The sequence below is a fragment of the Nonomuraea sp. NPDC003709 genome (assembly GCF_040610775.1).
Lineage (GTDB): Bacteria > Actinomycetota > Actinomycetes > Streptosporangiales > Streptosporangiaceae > Nonomuraea > Nonomuraea angiospora_A.
Genome location: NZ_JBEXMW010000008.1, coordinates 158282 through 183583 on the forward strand (window position 1 = coordinate 158282; position 25302 = coordinate 183583).

The 25302-nt window shown below is 72.2% G+C and carries 21 protein-coding genes; 16 read left to right on the plus strand and 5 right to left on the minus strand.

The window, feature by feature from the left end:
* Window positions 1–15 precede the first annotated feature (15 nt).
* On the minus strand, window positions 16–684 hold the full coding sequence (locus tag ABZX61_RS25095; RefSeq protein ID WP_355198103.1) for a hypothetical protein: 669 nt from the start codon (window positions 682–684) through the stop codon (window positions 16–18).
* Between the two features lie 159 nt (window positions 685–843).
* Between ABZX61_RS25095 and ABZX61_RS25100 the strand changes: the two genes are divergently transcribed.
* Complete coding sequence (locus ABZX61_RS25100) at window positions 844–2883, plus strand: sensor histidine kinase (RefSeq protein WP_355198105.1); 2040 nt, start codon at window positions 844–846, stop codon at window positions 2881–2883.
* Window positions 2873–3520: a response regulator transcription factor gene (locus ABZX61_RS25105; protein WP_355198107.1), complete on the plus strand. Its 648-nt coding sequence runs from the start codon at window positions 2873–2875 to the stop codon at window positions 3518–3520. Before ABZX61_RS25100 ends, ABZX61_RS25105 begins: the two co-directional genes overlap by 11 nt.
* Window positions 3521–3559: 39 nt before the next feature.
* Here the strand turns inward: ABZX61_RS25105 and ABZX61_RS25110 are convergent, their stop codons facing one another.
* Entirely contained in the window at window positions 3560–4237 is a 678-nt protein-coding gene (locus ABZX61_RS25110; RefSeq protein WP_355198109.1) for a TetR family transcriptional regulator, read from the minus strand.
* Window positions 4238–4339: 102 nt separating this feature from the next.
* Here ABZX61_RS25110 and ABZX61_RS25115 point away from each other — a divergent pair, with 102 nt between their 5' ends.
* The 3 genes from ABZX61_RS25115 to ABZX61_RS25125 are packed head-to-tail and all read left to right on the plus strand — an operon-like array spanning window position 4340 to window position 7826.
* The gene (locus ABZX61_RS25115) at window positions 4340–5878 is read left to right on the plus strand and encodes an acyl-CoA carboxylase subunit beta (protein ID WP_350726962.1); all 1539 of its coding nucleotides are present in this window, start codon (window positions 4340–4342) and stop codon (window positions 5876–5878) included.
* The gene (locus ABZX61_RS25120) at window positions 5875–6072 is read left to right on the plus strand and encodes an acyl-CoA carboxylase subunit epsilon (RefSeq protein ID WP_355198111.1); all 198 of its coding nucleotides are present in this window, start codon (window positions 5875–5877) and stop codon (window positions 6070–6072) included. The genes ABZX61_RS25115 and ABZX61_RS25120 overlap by 4 nt, the downstream gene beginning before the upstream one ends.
* A gap of 8 nt (window positions 6073–6080) precedes the next feature.
* A complete protein-coding gene (locus ABZX61_RS25125) occupies window positions 6081–7826 on the plus strand; it encodes a biotin carboxylase N-terminal domain-containing protein (protein ID WP_355198578.1) in 1746 nt (581 codons plus the stop codon).
* A gap of 21 nt (window positions 7827–7847) precedes the next feature.
* Here ABZX61_RS25125 and ABZX61_RS25130 read toward each other — a convergent pair whose 3' ends face one another.
* The gene (locus ABZX61_RS25130) at window positions 7848–9206 is read right to left on the minus strand and encodes a cytochrome P450 (protein ID WP_355198113.1); all 1359 of its coding nucleotides are present in this window, start codon (window positions 9204–9206) and stop codon (window positions 7848–7850) included.
* A 208-nt stretch (window positions 9207–9414) separates the two neighbouring features.
* Here ABZX61_RS25130 and ABZX61_RS25135 point away from each other — a divergent pair, with 208 nt between their 5' ends.
* Both ABZX61_RS25135 and ABZX61_RS25140 read left to right on the plus strand, forming a co-directional pair.
* Window positions 9415–10878: a serine/threonine-protein kinase gene (locus ABZX61_RS25135; RefSeq protein ID WP_355198115.1), complete on the plus strand. Its 1464-nt coding sequence runs from the start codon at window positions 9415–9417 to the stop codon at window positions 10876–10878.
* A 173-nt stretch (window positions 10879–11051) separates the two neighbouring features.
* On the plus strand, window positions 11052–12101 hold the full coding sequence (locus ABZX61_RS25140; RefSeq protein WP_355198117.1) for a TerC/Alx family metal homeostasis membrane protein: 1050 nt from the start codon (window positions 11052–11054) through the stop codon (window positions 12099–12101).
* A 9-nt stretch (window positions 12102–12110) separates the two neighbouring features.
* Here ABZX61_RS25140 and ABZX61_RS25145 read toward each other — a convergent pair whose 3' ends face one another.
* The gene (locus ABZX61_RS25145; RefSeq protein WP_355198119.1) at window positions 12111–12671 is read right to left on the minus strand and encodes a helix-turn-helix domain-containing protein; all 561 of its coding nucleotides are present in this window, start codon (window positions 12669–12671) and stop codon (window positions 12111–12113) included.
* Window positions 12672–12748: 77 nt separating this feature from the next.
* On the opposite strand from ABZX61_RS25145, the gene ABZX61_RS25150 reads away from it, so the two are divergent.
* From ABZX61_RS25150 to ABZX61_RS25190, 9 genes are all read left to right on the plus strand, one after another.
* Entirely contained in the window at window positions 12749–13621 is an 873-nt protein-coding gene (locus tag ABZX61_RS25150; RefSeq protein ID WP_355198121.1) for an NAD(P)H-binding protein, read from the plus strand.
* Window positions 13622–13760: 139 nt separating this feature from the next.
* Complete coding sequence (locus ABZX61_RS25155; protein ID WP_355198123.1) at window positions 13761–15452, plus strand: sigma-70 family RNA polymerase sigma factor; 1692 nt, start codon at window positions 13761–13763, stop codon at window positions 15450–15452.
* Window positions 15453–15520: 68 nt separating this feature from the next.
* Window positions 15521–16252, plus strand: coding sequence for a twin-arginine translocation signal domain-containing protein (locus ABZX61_RS25160; RefSeq protein WP_355198124.1), 732 nt, complete (start codon window positions 15521–15523; stop codon window positions 16250–16252).
* Window positions 16253–16378: 126 nt separating this feature from the next.
* Complete coding sequence (locus ABZX61_RS25165; RefSeq protein ID WP_355198126.1) at window positions 16379–17590, plus strand: cytochrome P450; 1212 nt, start codon at window positions 16379–16381, stop codon at window positions 17588–17590.
* 75 nt (window positions 17591–17665) lie between these two features.
* Entirely contained in the window at window positions 17666–18694 is a 1029-nt protein-coding gene (locus ABZX61_RS25170; protein ID WP_355198128.1) for a class I SAM-dependent methyltransferase, read from the plus strand.
* A 52-nt stretch (window positions 18695–18746) separates the two neighbouring features.
* A complete protein-coding gene (locus ABZX61_RS25175; protein ID WP_355198130.1) occupies window positions 18747–19082 on the plus strand; it encodes a hypothetical protein in 336 nt (111 codons plus the stop codon).
* 39 nt (window positions 19083–19121) lie between these two features.
* A complete protein-coding gene (gene secD / locus ABZX61_RS25180; protein ID WP_355198132.1) occupies window positions 19122–21335 on the plus strand; it encodes a protein translocase subunit SecD in 2214 nt (737 codons plus the stop codon).
* 52 nt (window positions 21336–21387) lie between these two features.
* Window positions 21388–21714 carry a hypothetical protein gene (locus tag ABZX61_RS25185; RefSeq protein ID WP_350726981.1) on the plus strand — a complete coding sequence of 109 codons (327 nt, stop codon included), beginning with the start codon at window positions 21388–21390 and terminating at the stop codon, window positions 21712–21714.
* A gap of 181 nt (window positions 21715–21895) precedes the next feature.
* Window positions 21896–23116, plus strand: a complete 1221-nt coding sequence (locus ABZX61_RS25190) for a MalY/PatB family protein (RefSeq protein WP_355198134.1) — start codon at window positions 21896–21898, stop codon at window positions 23114–23116.
* Window positions 23117–23121: 5 nt separating this feature from the next.
* Here the strand turns inward: ABZX61_RS25190 and ABZX61_RS25195 are convergent, their stop codons facing one another.
* Complete coding sequence (locus ABZX61_RS25195; protein WP_355198136.1) at window positions 23122–25215, minus strand: SpoIIE family protein phosphatase; 2094 nt, start codon at window positions 25213–25215, stop codon at window positions 23122–23124.
* Window positions 25216–25302: the final 87 nt, after the last annotated feature.

Here is a 25302-nt window from a genome sequence, read left to right on the forward strand (position 1 = left end):
GCACGTCCGGTTCGCTCAGGCGGATCTGGAGAAGAGGGTGGCCGCGGGCCGCAGGGCCATCAGCAGGCCGAGCGCGGCGTACCCGATGACCAGGTGGGTGCCGCCGACCCAGCGGGCCAGCTGCTCGCCGACCAGCAGGTAGCAGGGGACGGTCACGACCGCCCAGCTCTCCGCGATGAGCGGCCACCAGCGCAGCACCCCGCGCCACCGCGCGGTGACGGCGAGCTTGACGCTGATCGCGGCCATGCCCAGCATCGACAGCGGCCAGCAGATGTCGAGGAAGGCCAGCCAGGTCTCGTCCTTGACGCCGTCCGGCAGGACGCCGTGCAGCAGCGACCAGACGCTGGCGAGGCCGAGCACCGCGGCCTCGAGCTTGAGCGCCACCGCGGCGCCTCGCGAGGTGCCGATCGCCCGCGTCTTCATCTGCACCCAGAGCAGGCAGAAGATGCCGAGCTGGAACGCCAGCCCGGTCAGGTCGATGATCCGCTCGCCCACGCCGACGCCTTGCGTGCCGTGGATGTAGATGGCCGTCGCCCAGGTCAGCGAGCCGACCATCAGCCCGATCCCGGCGCGGCGGACGGCGCTCTCGCTCACGGCCGGGGCGGCGCCGGTGTAGGGGGTGGAGTTGAGCACCTGGGTGTCCGTACGGGCCCGGGCGGGCTCGTTGCGGATGTGGGCGTCCATGGGGTTCCTTCCGGTTTGTTGCGATGTCCCCAACGATGTCCGCCCGCTGTCCCGGGCCGGCAGAGCCGCCCGTCCCTGATCCGGTCCCGAGGCGCCCCGCCGTGTCCCGGGACAGGCTGTCCCGGGACAACGGGACACAAATCCGGCGACAATGCTCAGGTGACAAAAGCCAGCCGCCTGTCCGCGATCCCGGCGGCGCTCGCGGTCGTGCTCACGGTCGGCACGGTGCTGCTGGACGTCCGCAATTCCGGGATCTCGTTGCCGCCCGGCGCGGGCCTCGAAGCCGTGAGCTGGCCGGCCGCGGTGTCGGGCCTGGCCCAGGCGGTGCCCGGCGCGCTGCTGCTGCGGCGGCTGCCCCGGCATCCCGTCGCCTGGGTGCTGACCCTGTCGGGTGTGCACTGGGCGTTGAACGGCTTCTCCGGCGCCTGGTCGGTGTACGCGATCTACACCTCGCCCGGGGGTTTCGCGGCCGCGCCGGCCTACTGGTTCTACGCCCGGTTCGGCGCGGCGCTGCTGGTCGGGCTGCCGCTGCTGATCCTGCTCTTCCCCGACGGGCGGCTGCCCGCCGCCAAGGGCTGGCGGCGGCTGTCGATCGCCGGCCTGGGGCTGGCCGGCTACCTGCCGCTGGTGTGGCTGTTCGTGCCGGCGTCCGCGATGATGCGGTTCCAGAACGCGCCGCTGCCCCCGGAGATCATGCGGCTCGGCCTCGACGCCGTCAGCCTGGAGCTGCCCTACGAGGTGTGGGCCGCCCTGCTCGGCCTCGCCCGAGCAGGGGCGGCGGTGAGCCTGATCATTCCCTGCGCGGTCATGGTGCACCGCTACCGGCGGGCGGACGCGGAGCGGCGCGCCCAGATCCGCTGGCTGACCTGGGCCGCGCTGGCCGACATGTTCGTGCTCATGGTGCCCCTGGAACAGCTGTCGTCGGTGCTCCTGTGCGTCGGGATCGCGCTCACCTCCGCCGCGGTGCTGATCGCGGTGACCGAATACCGCCTGTACGACATCGACCGGCTGCTGCCGGCGACCTTCCTGTACGGGATGTTGGCGGTCCTGGTGGTGGCGATCGACGTGGCCGTGTTCACCGTCGCGGGCAGCGTGCTGGGCGAGCGCGACTCCGCGCTGGCCGCGATCGCGATCGTCTCGGTGGCCTACGCGCCGCTGCGGACGTGGTTGTGGCGGGCGGCGCGGCGGCTGGTGCGCGGGGCGCGCGACGACCCGTACGCGATGGTCTCGACGCTCGCCGAGCGGCTCGAGGTCACCACCGAGCCCGACGCGCAGCTCGCCGCGCTGGCCCACACGGTGTCCGAGGCGTTCCGGCTGCCGTACGTACGGGTGGAGATCGAGCGGCCGGGCGGCGTGCGTACCGTGGTCGAGCACGGCGCCCCGGACGGGCCGCAGCTGTCGCTGCCGGTCGCCTACCGCGACGAGGCCGTGGGCCGGCTGGTCCTGTGCCGGGCCGACCTGACCGAGCGCGACCAGCGGCTGCTCGGCGACCTCGTCCGGCAGGCCGCCCAGGCGGCGCGGGCCAGCGAGCTCAGCGCCGACCTGCAGCGCATCCGCGCCAGGCTCGTGACCGCGCGCGAGGAGGAGCGCCGCCGGATCCGCCGCGACCTGCACGACGGCCTCGGCCCCAGCCTCGGCGCCGTCGCGCTGCGCATCGAGACCGCCCGCAACCTGGCCGCCACCGCGCCCGCCGAGTCCGACCGCATCCTGGAGCAGACCGCGGCCGAGGTCTCCGTCGTGCTGGCCGACGTCCGCCGCCTGGTGCACGACCTGCGCCCGCCGGCGCTCGACGAGCTCGGCGTGCTCCGGGCCGTGGAGCAGCAGGCCGACCGGGTCCGCTCCGGCGGCCTGCAGATCGCCGTGACCGGCGACGACGCGCTCGGCTCGCTGCCCGCCGCGGTGGAGGTGGCCGCGTACCGGATCGTGTCGGAGGCGCTGGCCAACGTGGTGCGGCACGCCGCGGCGACGCACTGCGAGATCATGCTCGGTGTGCGCGGGCGAACCCTGGAGATCACGGTACGCGACGACGGCCGCGGCATCGGCAACGACGTCGAGGCCGGGGTCGGTATGTTGTCCCTGCGCGAGCGGGCGGCCGAGCTCGGCGGGGAGTGCCGGGTCACCTGCCCGCCCGGCGGCGGGACGCTCGTCCGCGCGCGACTTCCCCTCGAACAGACCACGGAGGTGGCCGGTGTCCGATGAGACGATCCGAGTGCTGCTCGCCGACGACCATCCGGTCTACCGCGACGGGCTGGCGGCGCTGCTGGCCTCCCTGCCCGGCATCGACGTCGTGGGCACCGCCGCGGACGGGCGGGAGGCCGTCGGGCTGGCCGCCGACCTGCAGCCGGACATCGTGGTCATGGACGTCAGCATGCCGGAGCTGGACGGCATCGAGGCCACCCGCCGGGTCGTCGCCGACAGCCCGCACATCGGGGTGGTCATGCTGACCATGTCGGAGCAGGACGCCACCCTGTTCGCGGCGATGCGCGCCGGAGCCCGCGGCTACCTGCTCAAAGGCGCGAACCAGGCCGAGATCGTCCGCGCCATCCAGGCCGTCGCCCACGGCGAGGCCATCTTCGGGCCGTCGATCGCCCGGCGGGTGACCGAGTTCTTCACCGCGCCGCCCACCGAGGACTCGGCGTTCCCGCAGCTCACGCCGCGCGAGCTGGAGATCCTCACGCTGATCGCGGCCGGCCGGTCGAATCCGCAGATCGCCTCGGAGCTGTTCCTGTCGCCCAAGACCGTGCGCAACAACGTGTCCAACATCTTCGCCAAGCTGCACGTGGCCGACCGCACCGAGGCCATCATCCGCGCCCGCGACGCGGGCCTCGCCCGCTGAGCCCCTTCGAAAAGAGGGGGTTGTCAGGGGTTGCGTTTTCTACGTGGACGACTCCAGGTGCTGCTGGATGACGGCCATGACGTCCTGGGGCGAGGCCGCGCGGCTGAAGGTGGCGACGACGATCTGGTCGCCCTTGTCCTGCGGCTGCTCCAGGTGGCGGAAGGTGGCGATCACGTACCGGAGCGCGTGGTCGAGGGGGCCGGAGGGGTCGTACGTGCCGCCCGCGCGCAGCCATCCCCGCAGCACCTGGTTGTGCGCGGCCACCACGGAGGCGGCCATGAGCTCGGCGCGCAGGCCGGCGTCGGGGGAGTCGCCGAGCCACTCGCCGACGAACTCGCGGAACAGCCGCTGGTAGCGGGCCACGCTGGCGATCTCCCTGTCGCGTAGCGCCGGCACGCGGCGGACCAGGCGATATCGGCGCAGCGACACCTCGGCGTCGTCGACGTAGTGGGCGAGCACGATGCGCACCGCGTCGGTGATGGCGACGATCGCGGTGTCCGCGGTCGAGGCCCGCAGCCGCGCGGCGATCCTCTCCAGCAGGGTGTCGTGATCGGGGAAGATCGCGTCTTCCTTGGAGCGGTAGTAGCGGAAGAACGTGCTGCGGCTCACGCCCGCTCGCGCGGCGATGTCGTCGACGGTGGTCTCGTCGTAGCCGCGCTCGTCGAACAGCGCCACGGCGGCTTCGGCGAGGCGTTGGCTGATGGGCGGTTTCGGCACGTGGTCATTCTCCCGAAAGTTAGGGGTATCCAAGCGTGCGAAACTGAGTATCGTCAATATGAAACTGAGTCTTATCGGTGGGTCTTATCGGCGGAGTGGTGCATGTCAGCGCAGGGCACAGCGGGCAGCCTGGCCCGCCTCAAGGAGCGGTTGGACGAGGCAGTTCACGTGGGCGAGGCCCGGGCGGCGGCCAAGCAGCACGCGAAGGGCAGGCTGACCGCGCGGGAGCGGATCGAGCGGCTGCTGGACGCGGGCTCTTTCGTCGAGCTGGACGCGCTGGCCCGCGGCGGGCTCGTATACGGCGACGGAGTGGTGACCGGTTACGGGACGGTCGACGGCCGCCAGGTGTGCGTCTTCTCGCAGGATTTCACGGTCTCCGGCGGCAGCCTGGGGGAGGTGTACGGGCAGAAGATCTGCAAGGTCATGGACCTGGCCATGAAGAACGGCGTGCCGATCATCGGCATCAACGAGGGCGCCGGGGCGCGCATCCAGGAGGGCGTCGTCTCGCTCGGCCTCTACGGCGAGATCTTCCGCCGCAACATCCGGGCCTCCGGCGTGATCCCGCAGATCTCCCTGATCATGGGCGCGTGCGCGGGCGGCCACGTCTACTCGCCGGCCCTCACCGATTTCACGATCATGGTGGACGAGTCGTCGCACATGTTCGTGACGGGCCCGGACGTCATCAAGACCGTCACCGGTGAGGACGTCACCTTCGAGGAGCTGGGCGGCGGCCGGGTGCACAACAGCCGCAGCGGCATCGCCCACTACCTGGCCCATGACGAGGACGACGCGCTCGACTACGCCCGGGCGTTGCTGTCGTACCTGCCGCAGAACAACCTGGACGACGCGCCGCACCCCGAGTTCGAGGCCGATCTGGAGCTCGGCGCCGACGATCTGGCGCTGGACGAGCTGGTGCCGGACTCGCCGAACCAGCCGTACGACATGCACGAGGTCATCGCGGCCCTGCTGGACGACGGCGAGTTCCTGGAGGTGCAGCCGCTGTTCGCGCCGAACATCGTGGTCGGCTTCGGGCGCGTGGAGGGCCGGTCGGTGGGTGTGGTGGCCAACCAGCCGATGCGGCTGGCGGGCACGCTCGACATCGACGCCTCCGAGAAGGCCGCCCGGTTCGTGCGCACGTGTGACGCGTTCAGCATCCCGGTGCTCACGCTCGTGGACGTGCCCGGCTTCCTGCCCGGTACCGAGCAGGAGTGGAACGGCATCATCCGGCGTGGGGCCAAGCTCCTGTACGCCTACGGCGAGGCCACGGTCCCGCTGGTCACGGTGATCACCCGCAAGGCGTACGGCGGGGCGTACGACGTGATGGGCTCCAAGCACCTGGGCGCGGACGTGAACCTGGCCTGGTCGACCGCGCAGATCGCGGTGATGGGCGCCCAGGGCGCGGTCAACATCCTGCACCGCAAGCGGCTGGCCGCCGCCGACGACCCGGACGCGCTGCGGGCCGAGCTGGTGCGCGAGTACGAGGACACCCTCGCCACCCCCTACCTGGCGGCCGAGCGCGGCTATGTGGACGCGGTGATCGCGCCGAGCGAGACCCGGCGCGAGGTCACCCGCGCGCTGCGGCTGCTGCGCGGCAAGCGCGACGCCCTGCCGCCCAAGAAGCACGGGAACATCCCGCTATGAACGTGATCAAGGGCGATCCTTCGCCGGAAGAGCTGGCCGCGCTGGTCGTGGCGCTGCGCGCTCTCGCAGATGACGACGTTCCCGAGCCGCCCGTCGGTGGCTCGTCTGCGCGCCGCCGTGTGCTGCGCCGCCCGTTGGTGAACGGCCCCCGCGGATGGCGGGAGTCGAGCTGGAGTCTTGGAGGATCCCTGTGAGCACGACCTTGCGCAAGGTGCTCGTCGCCAACCGCGGCGAGATCGCCGTCCGGATCGTCCGGGCCTGCCGCGACGCGGGGATCGCCTGCGTGGCGGTCTACGCCGACCAGGACCGCGACGCGCTCTTCGTCCGGATGGCCGACGAGGCGTACGCGCTGGGCGGCGCCACGCCGGGGGAGACGTACCTGTCGATCGAGAAGATCATCGAGGTGGCCGCGCGGTCGGGCGCCGACGCGGTGCACCCCGGGTACGGCTTCCTGGCCGAGAACTCCGGCTTCGCCCAGGCGGTCATCGACGCCGGGCTGGTGTGGATCGGGCCGCCCCCCGCGGCGATCACCGCGCTCGGCGACAAGGTGCAGGCCCGGCACATCGCCCAGAAGGTCGGCGCGCCCCTGGTGGCCGGGACCCCCGACCCGGTGTCCGGCGTGGACGAGGTCCTGCGCTTCGCCGAGCAGCACGGCCTGCCGATCGCGATCAAGGCGGCCTTCGGCGGCGGCGGGCGCGGGCTCAAGGTCGCCCGCACCCTGGAGGAGATCCCCGACCTGTACGACAGCGCCGTGCGCGAGGCCGTGACCGCGTTCGGGCGGGGCGAGTGCTTCGTGGAGCGCTACCTGGACCGGCCCCGCCACGTGGAGACCCAGTGCCTGGCTGACGCGTACGGCAACGTGGTCGTGGTCTCGACCCGCGACTGCTCGCTGCAGCGCCGCCACCAGAAGCTCGTCGAGGAGGCGCCCGCGCCGTTCCTCACCGGCGAGCAGGAGGCCCTGCTGCGCCGGAGCTCCAAGGCGATCCTGCGCGAGGCCGGCTACGTCGGCGCCGGGACGTGCGAGTTCCTGGTCGGCCAGGACGGCACGATCTCCTTCCTGGAGGTCAACACCCGCCTGCAGGTGGAGCACCCGGTCACCGAGGAGGTCACCGGCATCGACCTGGTGCGCGAGATGTTCCGGATCGCGGCGGGGGAGGAGCTCGGCTACGACGATCCCGAGCCGCGCGGCCACTCGATCGAGTTCCGGATCAACGCCGAGGACGCGGGACGCAACTTCCTGCCCGCCCCCGGCACCATCACCGGCTGGCAGGCCCCCTCCGGCCCCGGTGTCCGCCTCGACGCCGGGTATGAGCAGGGCGAGACCGTGCCGGGCGCCTTCGACTCGCTGATCGCCAAGCTGGTCGTCACCGGCGCCACCCGCGAGCAGGCCCTCCAGCGGGCCGGCCGGGCGCTGGCGGAGTTCGGGATCGACGGCATGCCGACCGTGCTGCCGTTCCACCGGGCCGTGGTGGCGGAGGAGGCGTTCACCGCCGTCCCCTTCACCGTGCACACCAGGTGGATCGAGACCGAGTTCGACAACCTGATCGCTCCCTACGACGGCGTGCCCGGCGAGGCCCCGGAGCAGGGCGAGCGCGAGCGGATCACCGTCGAGGTGGCGGGCAAGCGCCTGGAGGTCGTGCTCCCCGCCGGCACCGCGAAGCCGCGCGCGGCCGCCAAGGCCGCTCCCCGGCGCGAGAAGAGAGGCGCGGCCAAGGCCGCAGCCAGTGGGAACGCCCTGGTCAGCCCGATGCAGGGCACCATCGTCAAGGTGATGGCCACCGACGGCGACGACGTGACCGCCGGGGCCACCATCGTGGTGCTGGAGGCCATGAAGATGGAGCAGCCGCTCACCGCTCACAAGGCCGGGACCATCGTCGGGATGTCCGCCCAGGTCGGGGCCACGGTGGCGGCCGGGACCGTGATCTGCGAGATCAAGGACCCGGCCTGACACCGAGGCGGACCCGGCCGGTCAGCGCTTGAGGCGCAGGCCGCGCAGGAAGCCCCACAACCCGCCGGACCGGGACGAGTCCGGCCCGGCCTGGGCCTCGCCCGCCGCGGACGGCTGCGCCGCGGGCGCGTCGGCGCCGTCGGCGGCGCGCTCGCCCGCCGGTACGTAGCCCTCGGCGAGCTCGAACTGGACCGGCAGGGACCGCAGGGCGCGCATAAAGGGGGAGGGGCGCCAGGGCAGCTGGTCGGCCGGGAGCGCGAGCTTGATCTTGGTGAGCCGGCTGAACAGCCGGCGCACGGCGATCGTCGTCATCTGGGTCGCCAACCGGTGCCCCAGGCAGCTGTGCGGCCCCGCGCCCCACGCCAGGTGCGCGCGGGTGCTGCGGATGGCCTCGTGGTCGAGCGCCCCGGCGAAGCGCGGATCGGCGTGGGCGCCCGCGACGGAGAGCATCACCGGATCGCCGGCGGCGATCGTGTAGTGGCCCATCTTCACGTCGGTCTTGGGGAAACGGAAGGTCAGGTTGGCCATCGGCGGGTTGAGCAGCGCGACCCGGTTGACCGTCTCGTCGATCGCGCCCACCGACAGGCTCGCCCGCACGTCCCGGTTGGAGACGACCTCGACGACGACGTTGCAGACGAGGCTGGCGGTGAAGTCGAGCAGGCCGGGAAGCATGAGCAGCTCGCGGGCCAGCTCGTCCAGCGTGAGGTCCGGAGCGGCCGCGATCATGTAGGAGGGCAGGTCCTCGCCGGGCCGCTCCCGCTTGGCGGCCGCGAGCTCCGTCATGGCCGCGTACAGCCGCTCGAACGCCGCGGCCGCGTCGGGCCCGGCGTCGATCATCCGCCAGATGTCCATCACGACCTCTTCGCCGCGTGCCGCGGAGAAGCCGAGCATGCGGTTGGCGACCATGAGCGGGAGCGGCCGGGCGTACTGGGCGGCCAGGTCGGCCCAGCCCATGGAGCCGCCCTCGGCCAGCACGCCGATGAGGTCGTCGGCGTACTGCACGACGGCCTGTTCGAGCAGCTGGGCCTGCGGCTGGGTGTGGTCCTGGAACGGCGCCAGCGCCTGCGTCCACGCATTGCGGAACCGGCGCTGCGCGGCGCCCTCGGAGAAGGCCGAGTTGTTGATCTGGAAGACGGGCAGCAGCGGCCAGTCCGCGGGGATCCGGCCCTCGACGTTCATCCGCCATCTGTCCACGCTCTTGGTCCAGATGCCGCCCGAGTTCTGCAGGACGCGGAGCACCTCCTCGTAGCCGAGGACGAACCAGACCGGCACGCCGAGGACGTCGACCGGAGCGACCGGACCGTACCTCTTGCGCAGGCGTTCGTGGACGAAGGCGGGGTCCGCGTCGTAGTCCCTGGTCAGCAGCGGTTCTACGGACATCGACAGCAAGGGTTCTGCGGGCTGCTGGGCCCATGGGCCGTGGGTCACGGGGATGAACTACCTCTCTGGGAGCTTTGGGCCGGTTCGCTCAAGAGATCTGAAAGCATCACGCAAAGCGCCCGTCATGGCAAGAGGAAAGTGTACGGGGTGTCTTGAATCATGGACGCTGCGTGGTCTCCGGCGGTCTTTTCAAGCGATCTGCTATCGAATGTCATGCATCGACGATCACAATCCTCGGGTGAGCCCTGAACCCCAGCAAATAGGCCTATACACCATCATCCGTCCCTTGGGTCAGGGCGGTATGGGGGTCGTCTACCTGGCCCGGGACCAGGGATCCCGGCTCGTCGCGCTGAAGAGGCTGCGCGAGGGACCGGCCGGTGACGCGGGCTTCCGCCGCCGGTTCACCAGGGAGGTCGAGGCGGCGCGCAGCGTGGCCCGCTTCTGCACGGCGCCGGTGCTGGACGCGGGTATCGACGGCGAGAGCGCGTACATCGTCACCGAGTACGTGGACGGCCCCGACCTGGCCACCGCCATCAGGAAACGCGGTCCGATGGCCGGGGCCGACCTGGAGGCCCTGTCCGTCGGCGTGGCGACCGCGCTCACCGCCATCCACCAGGCCGGGGTCGTGCACCGCGACCTGAAGCCGCAGAACATCCTGCTCAGCCCCGTCGGCCCGCGGGTGATCGACTTCGGTATCGCGCAGCTCGTGGAGCCGGACGCGAGCCGGTCCACCGGGATCGTGGGGACGCCCGCGTACATGTCGCCGGAGCAGGCCACCGAAGGCCGGATCACGGCCGCGAGCGACGTGTTCGCCTGGGGCGGCGTCGTGGCGTACGCGGCGACCGGCCGGCCGCCGTTCGGGTCGGGCGGCGCGCCCGAGGTGCTGTTCAGGGTGGTGCACTACGCGCCCGAGCTGACGGGCCTGGACGAGCGGCTCAGGCCCCTGGTGGAGCAGGCGCTGGACAAGGACCCGGCGCGGCGGCCCACGGCGCAGCAGATCCTCGACCGCCTGCTCGGCCGGGAGTCGGTGTCGGTGGACACCGGGGTCCGCACGGTGAGCAGCTCGTGGGCCGCCTCGCGTGCCCGCCGCCGGGACGCGCCGGCGACCGGCCGCTGGAAGGCCCCGGTGGCGGTCGCGGCCGCGCTCATGGTGACCGGGGTCACGGTCACCGCGGCCTGGCGTCCCTGGGAGACGGCCGCCCACGGCGGGGGAGCGTCCCCGGTCACCGCAACCTCCCCGGCGGTGTACGACGGCGGCGTCCCTCCGCTCGCGCAGCAGGACACGTCCGTGCGGAACCTGGACGGCCAGCGGGTTCCCGTCCACATCACGATCGACAACCTGTACCGCGTGGACGGAGACCTCCGGCTTGAGCTGACCGTGCGGAACGACGCCAAGGACGGCGCGTACGCGGACCTGTACACGATCCTGGGCCGGGACTCGGAGGATCTCTCGAGCATCGGCCTGACCTACAAAGGCGCGCCGAGGACGCTCCGCCCCTTCATCGAGAAGGACGGCTTCTGCGTCTGCTCCAGTTGGACCTCGGTCAACAACATCGCCCCGGCCAAATCCCAATTCCTCGTCGCGGAGTTCGACAACGTGCCGTGGACGGCGAAGAGGGCGGACCTCGACCTGCTGGGGCTCGGGGAGTTCAAGGACGTCCCCATCACCTGATCCGGGCACCATAGTGGAGCCTTGGCGGGATATGTCCTACTCTGGGGCTGCGAGGGGAGTACTTCCCAAGTGCCGATCCGGTCAGTACGGACGTACCATGCGTCCCCGGACGGCCGCCCGCTACCCCCGGGTGAAGGAGACCTCGAACGGCTGAGCACGTTCGAGGAGGTTTCATGTCCGCGGGGACATTTCTGGCTGTGCCCGAACAGGGCAGCATCGCGTCCGTCACCCTGTGGGCGGTCACTGTGGCCGCCCTGGTCCTGCTGTTGGTGATCGACATCCTGCTGACCCGGCGCCCGCACGAGGTCCACATGCGCGAGGCCCTGGCTTGGTCCGCGTTCTACCTGGTGCTCCCGCTGGGCTTCGGCGCGTACCTGTGGGGCTCCTTCGGCACCGGGGTGGCGGTGGAGTTCTTCACCGGGTACGTGGTGGAGAAGTCGCTGTCGGTCGACAACCTGTTCGTGTTCATGCTGCTGCTGACGGCCTTCGCCGTGCCGAACGAGCTGGCCCAGCGAGTGCTGCTGTACGGCATCATCGGGGCGCTCGTGCTGCGCGTGATCTTCATCGCGCTGGGTGCGGCGGCGCTGCAGAGCGGCACGTGGGCGTTCCTGCTGTTCGGGGCGGTCCTGATCGTCACCGCGGGCAAGGTGCTCAAGGAGGCGCTGAAGGGGGAGGAGCAGCACGTCGACGTCTCCTCCATGCGCAGCGTCCGGCTGCTGCGCCGGTTCGTCCAGGTCACCCCCGACTACCGCGGCTTCCGCCTGATGGTGCGCGAGCACGGCCGCCTGGCGATCACCCCGCTGGCCCTGGCCACCGTGGCGGTGTTCGCCACCGACATCGTCTTCGCCGTCGACTCGGTGCCCGCCGTCTACGGGGTGACCGAGGACCCCTTCCTCGTCTTCGCCACCAACGCCTTCGCGCTGCTGGGCCTGCGGGCGCTGTACTTCGTGCTGCGGGACGCGCTGGCCAAGCTGCGGCACCTCAACCACGGCCTGGCCGTCATCCTGGCCTTCATCGGCGTCAAGCTGGTCCTGCACTGGGCGCACGGCATCTGGGCGTGGGTGCCCGAGATCCCCACCCTCGCCTCGCTCGGCGTCATCGTCGGGGTCCTGGTCACCGTCACGCTCACCAGCCTGTACGCCGGCCGGCGCGCCGACGACGCCGAGCCCGGCGAGGACGCCGAGCGCCCCAAGGCGCTGCAGCACGACCCGATGGACTCGTGAGATCGGTCGTCAGGGAGAGGCGGCGAGGCCGTCCAGGGTGACGGTGATGTGGCGGTCGGCGGCGGCGGGCGACACCTGCTCGTGGAGCCAGGCGGCGGCGGACGTGAGGGCGGTCACGTCCGCGCCGGTCGCGTCGGCGCGCAGGGCGCCCGATTCGCGCCCCCGCGCGACGAGCCGCTCGCCGATCTCGGCCATGCGCACGCACGAGGCGTGCAGCTCCGACGCCTCGTCGTCCAGGCCGCCGGCGATCAACGCGGCCAGGCCGCGATAGGTGGCGGCGTGCGCCGTGGCCGCGCGGACCCAGGCGGCGAGCGCGTCCGGCGCCGGGCCGGTCAGGAGCCGCTCACCGAGCTCGAACAGGGCCGCGTTGCGGTCCCTGAGCAGCGCGCCGATCAGGGCGCGGCGGCTGGGGAAATGGCCGTAGAGCGTGCCGATGGCCACCCCGGCGCGCCGGGCGATGCCCTCCAGGCTGGACTCCACGCCCTGCTCCCTGAAGGCGGCGTCGGCCTCGGCGAGCAGGCGCTCGTAATTGCGGCGGGCGTCGGCGCGGGGCCGTCGGGTCGTGGTCATGCGGGCTTCCCTAGTAATTCGAGGCTGCCTCGATATAGCCTTAGTCGAGGTCGCCTCAGCTTAGCGGAAGGCTTGTCATGATCTTGGTTACCGGAGCCACCGGATCCATCGGCACGCACCTCGTGCGGCTCCTGGGGGAGAAGGGGGTGGCGTTCAGGGCGCTCGTCCGCGACGAGGACAAGGGGCGGGCCCTGGGCTGCGACATCGTGATCGGAGACTTCGACGACCCCGGCTCGCTCACCGCCGCCATGGAGGGCGTCGACCGGCTCTTCCTCAACGCCGGCGGCGCCCAGCCGGTGGACGGCGAGCAGCCGATGGTCCGCCAGCAGAGGGCGGCTATTGACGCGGCGCGGGCCGCCGGGGTGTCGAGCGTGGTGAAGGTGTCGGTCTCAGGAGCCCAGCGGGGCGGCCGCCTGGCCCAGGGCGCGCACTGGGAGATCGAGGAGTACCTCAAGGCGTCGGGGCTCGGCTGGTCGATGCTGCGGCCCGGCGGATTCATGCAGAACTTCATCACCGGGACGGTGGCCTTCACCGCCGACGGCAAGCTCCTCGACGTTTACGGAGGCGCGCCGGTCTCGTACATCGACTGCCACGACATCGCCGCCTGCGCCGCCGCCCTGCTCACCGGATCGGGCGGCCTCGGCGAGACGTATGAGCTCACGGGCCCCCGGGCGCTCACCTACGCCGAGCTCGCGCAGGAGTTCTCGGCCGCGCTGGGCCGGAGGGTCGAGCACGCCGAGCTGTCCCCGGACGAACTGGCCGCCGGGGTGCGCGCGCAGGGGCTGCCCGCGCGGTTCGCCGACGACCTGGCCGAGCTCTCCCGGCAGGTGGCGAGCGGCTCGCTGGCCGCCACGACGACCGCGGTGAGGGACCTGACGGGTCGCGAGCCCCGGACGTTCGGGGAGTTCCTGGCGGCCAACGCGGAGGCACTGCGAACCACGGTGGGCTGAGCCGCGGTTGTACGCCAGGTTGACGCGAGCATTGACACCTCGTAGGCGATAAGTGGAACAATGCGCGTTTTGTGTTATCGGAACGGTGACACTCCTGTCTCCTGATCGGAGCAGCGGAGGCTCCGGATCGAGGTGCTGGATGTACGCGCGGCCGACGTACGAGGTCGAAACGGTGCTCGCCGCCATGGCGGGCGACCGTGACGCGATCGACGAACTGGTCAGGAGCCACCTGCCGCTCGTGTACAACATCGTGGGCCGCGCCATGAACGGCCACCCGGACGTGGACGACGTCGTTCAGGAGACGATGGCCAGGGTCGTGACCGGCCTGTCCGGGCTGCGCGACCCGGGCAGCTTCCGCTCCTGGCTCGTCGCCATCGCCCTGAACCAGGTTCGCGAGTGGCGGCAGGCGCCGGGCGCCGCGCTCGCCGCCATCGACGAGGCGATGGGCCTGGCCGACGCGGCCTCCGACTTCGCCACCCTCACCGTCACCCGGCTCGGCCTGTCCGGGCAGCGCAAGGAGGCCACCGAGGCGGCCCGCTGGCTCGACGCCGACGACCGCGAGGTGCTCGCGCTGTGGTGGATGGAGGTGGCCGGCGAGCTGGCCAGGACCGAGCTGGCCGCCGCGCTGGGGACGAACGAGCAGCACGCCGCCGTACGCGTCCAGCGCACCAAAGGCCGCCTGGAGACCGCCCGCGCGGTGGTGCGCGCGCTGGCCGCCCGCCCGCCCTGCCGCGAGCTGGCCGCCGTGGCGCAGACCTGGAACGGCGCCCCGTCCGACCTGTGGCGCAAGCGGCTGTCCCGGCACGTGCGCGACTGCCCGGTCTGCGGCGAGCACGTCTCCGACCTGGTGCCGGCCGAGCGGCTGCTGGCGGGGCTCGGCCTGGTGGCCGTCCCCGCCGGCATCGCCGCCGGTCTGCTGGAGATCGCGCGTACGGCCGCCGCGCCGATCGTCAAGGGCGGCCTGCTGGCCAAGGGCAAGGCGGCGGCGGGTTCGGCGCTGGCCGCCAAGCCGATCGCGGTCACCGCGGCCGGCGTCACGCTGATCGCCGGGGGAGCGGTGGTCGTCCAGACCCTCCTGCCCGAGCCCGCGCCGCCCCGGCGGGCCACACCGGCGGTCGTGTCGTCCTCGCCTGCCTCCTCGCCCGCTTCTTCGCCCCCTTCGTCGCGCCGCCCGGCGAGGCCCGCGCGGAGCCCGTACGGACTGACGGTCGACGCCGTGGACCAGGCGCCGCCGAAGAACCGGCCGCCCGCCCCGCTGCCCCGGCGCCCCGCCGGCACGCTCGCCATCGGCGGCAAGCACGGATACTCCAGGTACGGCGGAGCCCCGTCGATCACCCACAGGGGCGACTACGTCACCGTCACCGGCCGCGGCTACGTCCAGGTCCGCTGGGGCATCCTCTACCGCAACCGCGTCGGCCCCTTCCCGCCCGCGACCTGGACCGGGCTCAAGGGCAAGCTGTTCCACGTCGCGTCGGGCGGCGGCCGGCGGATGGACGACGAGCAGGCGCCCGGCGTCACCTGGATGGGCTCGCCCGAGACCGGCTTCGCCCGGCTGCCGCGCGGCCAGCAGCAGATGTGGCAGAACGAGTTCTACTACCTCGACGGCCGCGTCACCTTCCACAACAACGAGAGCGGCACGGACATCGACCTCACCGTCGCGCCCAAGTCCTGGCAGGAGGTCTGGGCCGACCTCTCGGCCAGGCCCGACCCGGCCAAGGGCATCGTCCGGTACGGCCTGACCCGCGACACCGGCGACGACCGCGCCCCCGTCCCCCAGTACGTCACCAGGGCGGCGAACCCGGAGCGGGTCCCGCAGCGAAGCCGGGTCTGAGATTTGTGTTATCCGGGCCCGGCCAGGGGGTCTTCTGTGACGAGAGTGGCCCCTGAGGAAGGATTCACATGACCACGCAGCCCTCCCGCCGGAGCGTGCTGAAGGCGGCCGCGACCGCGGGCGCCGCCGCCGTACTGCCCGCCGCGCTCCCCATCGGGCCCGCGGCCGCGGCGGCCTTCAAGCACCCCGGCCTGCTGCACACGCAGGCCGACTTCGACCGGATGCGGGCCCAGGTGAACGCCGGCGCCCAGCCCTGGAAGGCCGGCTGGGACAAGCTGACGGCCAACGGGCGCTCCAGGGGCACCTGGAAGCCGCGCCCGCTCGAGACGGTGGTCAGGGGCGGCACGGGCGCGAACCACGTCCAGCTCGCCATCGACGTGGCCGCCGCCTACCAGAACGCGCTGCGCTGGAAGATCAGCGGGGAGAAGGCGCACGGCGACGCCGCCCGCGACATCCTCAACGCCTGGTCGGCCGCGCTCAAGACGGTGACCGGCAACGCCGACCGCTACCTGGCGGCCGGGATCCTGGGCTGGCAGCTCGCCAACGTCGCCGAGATCATGCGCGGCTACCCCGGCTTCGACTTCGAGCGCTTCACGAAGATGATGCTGACGGTCTTCTACCCGATGAACGACCGGTTCCTGAAGGAGACCTTCCGCGTGCCGGACGCGGTCGCGGCGGCCTGCGAACTCCTCATGAGCGGCCCGGTGAAGGTCGGCGAGCTCTCCGGGGACCCCGGCGAGGCCGTCAAGATCGCTCAGGCTCTGGTCGAGCTCGGCCTGTGCGCGCCGCCCGCCCCCTGAGCGCTCTCCCGGCGCTGGACAGCGGGCGGCATGGGTGTCAGCTTGGGTGCAAGCGATGAGGAGTGCCGCGATGGCCGAGTCTCATGCACCACCTGTGTTCTCGTTCGCCACCGGGCCAGGGCGGCCATGAGCGATCCCGAGGCGCGGTCCTACCCGCTGGGCCCGCCGGACCGGCTGGAGCTCGACGCCGGGTACGCCTGGCTGCGCGAGCACGAGCCGCTGGCCAGGATCGCCATGCCGTACGGCGAACCCGCCTGGCTGGTGACCCGCTACGAGGACGTCCGCACGGTCCTCGGCGACTCCCGCTTCGGCCGGGCGGCCGCGGCCACGCGGGACCCGCCGCGCATGTACCCCGAGCCGGTGCCCGGCGGGATCACCGACCTCGACCCGCCCGAGCACACCAGGATGCGGCGGCTGATCGGCACGGCCTTCACCGCCCGCCGGGTGGAGCTGCTGCGCCCGCGGGCCGAGGGGATCGCCGACGAGCTCCTGGACCGGATGGTGTGCGAGGGGCCGCCCGCCGACCTCGTCGAGGCGTACGCCGTGCCGCTGCCCGCCGTCATCATCTGCGAGCTGCTCGGCGTCCCGTACGAGGACCGCCCGACGTTCCAGACCTGGGCCGACGCGTACATGACGACGACGGCGATCCCCCTGGAGGAGAAGACGGCGCGGCTGGGCGAGCTCGGCGCCTACTTCGCCGGGCTGGTGGCGCGGCGGCGCGAGACCCCGTCGGACGACCTGATCAGCGCGCTGACGCAGGCGCGGGACGAGCGGGACGGCCTGTCGGAGGAGGAGCTGATCGGGTTCCTGATGACGCTGCTCGCGGCCGGGTACGAGACGACCGCCGGCCAGATCGCCAACTTCGCCTACGCGCTGGTGTCCGACCCCGCCCAGCTTCTGCTGGTCAGGGGCGGGAAGGCGGACGTGGCGGGGGCGGTGGAGGAGCTGCTGCGGCACGTCCCGGTGATGGCGACCGGATCGACGTTCATCCCCCGGTACGCGACGGAGGACGTCGAGCTGAGCGGCGGGACCGTGCGGGCCGGGGAGCCGGTGTTCGCCGCGTTCTACGCCGCCAACCGGGACCCGCGCGTGTACGCCGACCCGGAGCGGCTCGACCTGACCCGCCCGCCCCGGCCCCACCTCGCCTTCGGCCACGGAGCGCACTTCTGCGCCGGTGCCGCGCTGGCACGGATGGAGCTCCAGGTGGCGCTCCATGCCCTGCTACGGCGTCTCCCCGGGTTGCGGGCGGCGGTCGCGGACGAGGAACTGGTCTGGAAGAGCGGGATGGTCGTACGGGGACCGGTGGCGCTGCCGGTGACCTGGGAGCTCTCCATGTGAGCGGTCGCCGCAGGACGCATCGGTGCCGGGGATAATCCGTGGAGCCGTCCGGAGCCGGGTCGTTATCGTCGGGCGGTGACCTATCTGAGCCCGTTGGGCTACCTACTGGGCCTGGAGGGTGTGGCCTTGCTGCGGGCCTTCAGGGAGGGCCGCTCGGACCGAGCGTTCGTGCGGGCCCGGATCGCCGAGGTCCGCGCGCTGCTCGACGCGCCCGCCCTGGCCGACGCGGACGGGGTGACGGCCGAGGTCGGCGCGATCGGGTCGCGGGAGGTGTACCGTACGTGGGCGCCGCACTACGACGCGGGCGGCAACCAGATGATCGACTCCGAGCAGCCCGTGGTCCGCCGCATCCTCGACGGCCTCCCGGTCGGCATCGCGCTGGACGCCGCCTGCGGCACCGGCAGGCACGCCGCGTACCTGGCCGAGCTCGGCCACCGCGTCATCGGCGTCGACACCTCACCCGAGATGCTCGCCCAGGCCCGGCGGCGTCCGGACACGGGCGTTTCGCCCGTGGAGGGCCCGAGGCGTCTGGAAGCGGACGTTTCGCCCGCGCGGCGCCGGTGGGGCTCGGAAGCGGACGTTTCGGCTGAGCGGTTGGGTCAGGTCGTGCGCGGCCTGCCCGCCGTGGGGCTGGCCATGGGTGATCTGCATCGGCTGCCGTTGCCCGACGACGCGGTCGACACCGTCGTGTGCGCCCTCGCGCTGGTGCAGGTGCCGGATCTGGCGCCGGTGCTGGCGGAGTTCGCGCGGGTGCTGCGTACGGGCGGTCACCTGATCATCACCGACCCGCACCCGATGGCGACCTACCTGGCCCCGGCCGCGCCCAGCCCGGGTCCGGACGGCCGTCCCGCGCTGCCGGCCGACCGGCCCCGCTCGCTCAGCGACTACCTCGCCGCCGCACTCCCGCTCGGCTTCCAGGTGCGCCACTGCGAGGAGCCGCGCCGCCCGCCCCTGCCGCTGGTCCCCGGCACCCGCCCGCCGGACCCGCTCCCGCCGCAGGGCTCCTACGAGATCATGTACTGGTGCCCGGAGGCCGCGGACGCGGCCATGAGCGGCATGCCGGTCGCGGTCGTCTGGCACTTCCAGCTCAGCCCTTGTCCTTGACCCGGTGACGTCTTTCCTGGGCTAGGTTGAGGCTCGAGGAGAAGGAGGCGACATGCGCACGACGCTGCCTGCGGCGTTGCTTCTTCTCCTGTCGTGGTTCCTGCCGGCCTCCGCCCATGCCCAGGTCGCCTCGCACGTCGTGGCGGTGCACGCCAGGGTCCAGGAACAGCCGGGGCTCCAGCGGGAGCCGTACCGGGAGACCGTGGGCCAGGCCCGGCACGGCCTGCTCGGCACCGCCCCGCCCGCGGGGCCGGCTGTGCTGCCGTCGGTCCTGCCGCAGTCGCGGCGGGGCTGGGCGGCCGTGGTCGCGAGCCCGGCCGCCGACGTCCCCGCCGACCGCCGGCCGGTGGCGGCCCCCGCGCGGGGGCCTCCCTCCACAGAGTGCTGAAGATCCCCTTTTCGCACATCTGAGCCTGTGGAGGCTTTCATGTTCCGTGCGCCTGTTTGGCGTGCGGTGACGGCCCTTGCCGTCATCGCGATCTCCTTGATCCTGGCCCTGGTCAGCGCCCCGCGCCTGGGCCTGGATCTACGCGGTGGCACCCAGCTCGTCTTCGAGACGAGGGACTCGCCCACCGTCAAGGCCGACTCGGCCGCCACCGACCGCGCCCTCGACGTGCTCCGCCAGCGGGCGGACGCGCTCGGCGTGGTCGATCCCACCCTGGTCCGCTCCGGCGAGCGGCGGATCATCGTCGAGCTGCCCGGCGTGCTCGACCCGCGGCAAGCGGCCGAGGTCATCGGCCGTACCGCGCAGCTCGCCTTCCACCCCGTCCTCGGCAACGAGGGTGACGTACGTGACGAGAACGGCGGGAAGTTGCGGCTCGGGCCCGCCGCCATCACCGGCGACGGCATCGCCGACGCCGTCCAGCAGAGCGACCCCCAGCGCGGCCCCGGCTGGTGGGTGAGCATCGACTTCCGCGACGCCGGCGCCTGGCAGCGGATGAGCGGCGCGGCGGCGTGCGAGCCGGTGGGCGACCCCAAGCGCCGGATCGCGATCGTGCTCGACGACGAGGTCATCTCCTCGCCGCCGCTCGACCCGTCGATCCCGTGCCGTACCGGCATCGCCGGCGGGAGCGCGGACATCACGGGCTCGTTCACCCACGACGAGGCCCGCGACCTGGCCGTGCTGATCAAGGGTGGCGCGCTGCCCGTGCCGCTCACCATCGTCGAGCAGCGTACGGTCGGCCCGACGCTCGGCGCGGCGGCCATCGACGCGAGCGCCAAGGCGGCGGTCGCCGGGCTGGTCCTGACGGCCGCCTTCATCGTCGCGGTCTACCGGATGTCCGGGCTGCTCTCGACACTCGCGCTCGCCTGCTACGGCCTGATCTCGTACGCGGCGCTGGTGGCGATGGGGGCGACGTTCACGCTGCCCGGGCTGGCCGGGTTCGTGCTGGCGATCGGCATGGCCATCGACGCCAACGTGCTGGTCTTCGAGCGCGCCAGGGAGGAGTACGACCAGGGTCGCGGCCGCCGCGGGCTGAAGGCGGCCCTGGACCGGGGGTTCAGGAACGCCTGGAGCGCCATCGCCGACTCCAACGTCACCACCCTCATCGCCGCGGGCCTGCTGTTCTGGCTGGCCTCGGGGCCGGTCAAGGGCTTCGGCGTGACGCTGGCCGTCGGCGTGCTGGCCTCGCTGGTCTCGGCCATGCTGATCACTCGCGTGCTCGCCCACGCCGTCATCGGCCGGGTCGGGCCGCGCCTGTCGGGCCTGGGCTCGCCTGGAGCCGTAAGGACCTGGCTGACGCGCAGGAACCCCCAGCTCATGAAGGCCAGGAGGCTGTGGCTGGCGATCGCGGGCACGCTGGTGGCGGCGGCCGTCGCCGGGCTGCTCGCCCGCGGGCTGAACTTCGGCGTGGAGTTCACCGGCGGGCGGCTCGTCGAGTTCGCCACCGCCAAGCCCCTGTCGGCCGACGCGGCGGGGCAGGCCGTCTCGCGTGCCGGGTTCCCCTCGGCGGTCGTGCAGGCCGGCGGCGACGGCGTCACCGTACGCGCCGGGCAGCTCGGCCTGGACGACGTGGCCAGGATCGAGCAGGAGCTGGAGCGGCAGGCGGGGGAGGTGACCAAGCGGAGCGAGGAGTTCGTCGGCCCGAGCCTGGGAGAGGAGCTGCGCCGCAACGCCCTCGTCGCGCTCGGCGTGGCCGTGTCCATGCAGCTGGCCTACCTGGCGATCCGGTTCAGGTGGACGTTCGGCGCGGCGGCGGTGCTGGCGCTGCTGGTGGACGTGACCGTGGTGGCGGGCATGTTCGCGTGGCTCGGCAAGCCGGTCGACGGGATCTTCCTGGCCGCGATGCTGACCATCGTCGGCTACTCGGTCAACGACAAGGTCGTGGTCTTCGACCGGGTACGCGAGCTGTGGTCGTCCCGCAGCCCGTTCGTCACGGCGGTGAACTCGGCCATCCTGCAGACCATGCCGCGCACGGTCAACACCGGCCTCGGCGCGCTGTTCATCCTGCTCGCGCTCATGGCCTTCGGCGGGGACTCCCTGCGGGACTTCGCGCTGGCGCTGGTGACCGGGATCGTGACGGGCACGCTGTCGTCCGCCTTCGTGGCCGGCCCGCTGGCCGTCTGGCTGGCCCGGTTCGACCGCAAGCCGCCTCCGGGGCCGCCCGTCAAGCGCCGGCGCGTCTCGGGGGCCGTAGTTTAAGTCCTTATGTGGGGACTTGAAAGTCCTCATATGGGGATATAGCGTGATCCTCATGTATGCGATAGTCAGGCACTACAGCGCGGACGCGAGCGCGATCACCGAGATGGTGAAGCACGTGGACCGGGAGTTCGCCGACCGCGTCCCCGAGCAGGTGGGGTCGGTCCTGTACACCGCCGTCGACACCGGCGGGGGAACCGTGATGACGATCACGATGTTCGGGGACGCGGAGGCGGCCTCCCGCGCCGAGAGCGCGGTGATCGGGGTTCAGGAGAGCCTCGGGGCCCGGTTCGGGGTGCGGGAGACCGCCGTCGAGCGCGGGGAGGTGATGGTCAGCCGCGCCACGCCGTCCGTCGTCGGACGGGTCAGGTTCGAACCGTAGGCGCCGCTGCGACGACGGGGTCAGCGGGCCGTTCGGCTCCGTCACGACCACGCCGGCCGCCTCGCGCCGGCCATTCACGCTGCTTATTGCCGCATTCAGCAGGAGCCTCTGGTCGGGCCGTCGGCACTCGCCTACCCTTGCTGGTCAGTCATCGAGCGGGAGAGGGTCACGAGGTGATCGGATGAAGAGGGCAGGTTCCGAAGGGCGGGCCGATCCTCTCGTGCAGCTGTCGCTCGAACAGCTGCGCGAGCGCATGAGCATGAAGTGGCGCGCGCACCCCGATGACGTGCTCCCGCTCTGGGTGGCGGAGATGGACGTGCCGCTGGCCCGTCCCATCGCCGACGCGCTGCACCGAGCGATCGACCTCGGCGACACCGGATACCCGTACGGGACCGCCTACGCCGAGGCTCTCGCGGAGTTCGCCCGCCGACGATGGCGGTGGGACGGCCTGCGCATCGAGCACACGGCCGTCGTGCCCGACGTCATGATGGGCATCGTCGAGGTCCTCCGCCTGATCACCGGCCCCGGGGACGCGGTCGTCGTGTGCTCGCCGGTCTATCCGCCCTTCTACGCGTTCGTCACGCACGACGCGAGGAAGATCGTCGAGGCGCGGCTCGGCCCGGATCTGCGGGTCGACCTCGACACCCTGGAAGAGGCGTTCGTCCGCGCGCGGAGCCAGGGCCGTCGCGCGGCGTTCCTCATGAGCAACCCGCACAACCCGACCGGCGTCGTCCACACCCGTGATGAGTTGCAGGCGATCGCCCAGCTCGCCAGAAAGCACGGCGTCCGGGTGATATCCGATGAGATCCACGCCCCGCTCGTGTTGCCCGGAGCCACCTTCGTCCCGTTTCTCGGCATCGAAGGATCCGAGAACGGCTTCGCGCTGACCTCAGCGTCCAAGGCCTGGAACCTCGCCGGTCTCAAAGCCGCCCTGGTCATCGCGGGCGCCGACGCCGCCGACGACCTCCGGCGCATGCCCGAGGAAGTCGGTCACGGCCCCAGCCACCTGGGCGTCATCGCGCACACCGCGGCGTTCCGCGCGGGCGGAACCTGGCTCGACGAGCTCATACTCGGCCTCGACGCGAATCGCACCCTCCTGGGTCAACTCATCGCAGAACACCTCCCTGAGGCGCGCTATCGACCGCCCGAGGGCACCTACCTCGCCTGGCTCGACTGCACCTGGCTCGGCCTGCACGAGGAGGGGCAGAGCGACGAGCTCGGCGTCGTCAGCGACGTCGCGGGACCGGCGAAGCTGTTCCTCGACCGCGCCCGCGTCGCCGTGAGCTCAGGGCACGTGTTCGGCTCCGGCGGGGCCGGCTGCGTGCGGCTCAACTTCGCCACGTCGCCGGACATCCTGCGCGAGGCGCTGTCCAGGATGGGTCGCGCGGTGCGCGAACTCTGACAGCCTCACGTCCTGCAGAGGAGCACCGCGATGTCGTCCATGCGCTGCTCGGCCGTGGCCTGCTTGATGAGCGACTCGGCCAGGTCGTGCAGGGGCTGGCCGGGCGAGGGTGTGAAGCGCTCGGCCAGGTCGTCGATGGCCTCGCCGATGCTGCGGCCCGGCTCCTCGATGAGGCCGTCGGTGTAGAGGGCCAGGACGGAGCCGGGCGGCATCGGCACCTCCGTGGTGGCGTACTCGGAGTCGGGGTCCACACCGAGCAGCAGCCCGGGGGAGGAGTCGATGGCCTCGGTACGCCACCCGGGCCGGCCGAACAGCGGCGGCAGGTGCCCCGCGCTGGCCAGGCAGGCGATGCGCTTGCGCAGGTCGATGTTGACGTACAGGCAGCTGGTGAACCGGTCGGGGGACAGCTCGCTGAGCAGCCGGTTGGTGCGCGCGAGCACCTCGCCCGGGCTGGCCCCGGAGGTGGCGTGGGCGTGGATGGCGGTGCGCACCTGGCCCATGAGGGCGGCCGCGGTCACGTCGTGGCCCTGCACGTCGCCGATGACCGCCGCGGCCATGGTGTCGGTCAGGCGGATGAGGTCGTAGAAGTCGCCGCCGATGTCCATTCCCGGGGTGGCGGGCAGGTAGTGGGCGGCCAGTTCGAGGCCGGAGATCTCGGGCAGCCTGCGCGGCAGCAGGCTCTTCTGCAGGCACTGGGCGAGCTGGTGCTTGACGTCGTACAGCCGGGCCCGCTCGTACGCCTGCGCGATCAGCCCCGCGAGCGCCGTCAGCGTGGCCCGCTCGCTCGTACTGAACTGGTGCGGCCGGTTGTAGGCGAGGACGCACGTGCCGATCGGATGACCCGAGATGACCAGCGGCAGGAAGGCCCAGGCGGACATGTCGTCCGAGCGGACGGCGCCCGGGTACGCCTTGCGCAGCTCGTCCCAGGTGGAGAAGAACGTCGGCTGGCCGGCGTCGAAGGAGTGGTTGGCCGGGTCCGGCGGGATCACGGGACGGCCGTCGAACTCCTGGATGGCCTGCGGGCTGTAGCCGCGCGAGGCGTCCACGCGCAGCCGGCCGCCCTTCGAGGTCAGGATGGCCAGGGCCTGGACGTTGTAGACGGGCATGACGTGGTCGGCCACCAGGTCGACCACCTCCTGCGCGGTCACCGCCCGCGAGAGCTTGGTCGCCAGGTACAGGACCTCGTGCAGCGCGACGTTCGGGGCCGGCCGCTCGGCGCCGGCCGCCAGGTGGCCCGGGCCGCGGGCGCCGACGGCCGGCGTGATGCGCACGGTGATCCCGGACAGGCCGGGGAAGAACCGGAGCGACAGCTGGCGCCCGGCGGGGTTGCGTATCGTGAAGTGGGTGACCTGGCGGCCGACGACCGCGGCGCGGTAGGCGTCCTCGTACGCGGGGTCGTTCATCCACGGCAGCGCCTGGTCCAGGCGTTTGCCGAGCAGCTCGGACGCGGAGCTGAGCAGCAGGTCGGCGGCCGGGGCGCTGAGGAGGGTCACGCGCCCGTTCACGTCCAGCGAGCCGTGGCCCTCGGGCAGCCGGTTCAGGCAGTCGAGCGCGATCAGGTCGGGCCGCGGGTCGGCCTTGCGCCTCGGGTCCAGCATCCGGGGCCGCGGCCCCGGCTTGATCGGCTGCCCCTGCTCGGCGGCCTCCTGGAGCACCTCGGCCATCTGGCCGCTGATGTCCTCGATCCGGTCGAGCTGGCGCTGGGTCAGCCGGCTCACCCGCCCCGCCGGCCACAACAGCACGAAGCCGCCCCAGACGGTGCCGTCGGAGATGAGGGGGTGCGCGGCGGACGCGAAGTCGTACGGCACGGACAGCGCCGCCGACGGGAACTCGCGCGCCAGGCCCTCCCTGTCGGGGACCCAGACCAGCCGCTGCTCGCACACCGACGTGGCGATCGGCGCGCGGTCGTTCGTCCTGACCCTGGCCCACGCCTTGGCGATCATGGGGGGAAGCCCCAGCTGACTGTCCATCTTCAGGACGTCGCCGTCCTCGTCCAGGAGGTAGAGGTTGCCGATGTGCGCCCGTGTGCTGACGACGGCTTCGACCAGCAGCTCGTCCAGGAGGGACGAACCGGTCGTCAGGGCGCCGTTCCCCCGCACCGCCTCAGCCCGTCTCGCTCACGACGTGCGAGCGCCCGAATTGCCTGAAACCTCGCATATGGGCAGAATACACGCACGTATGGAGCA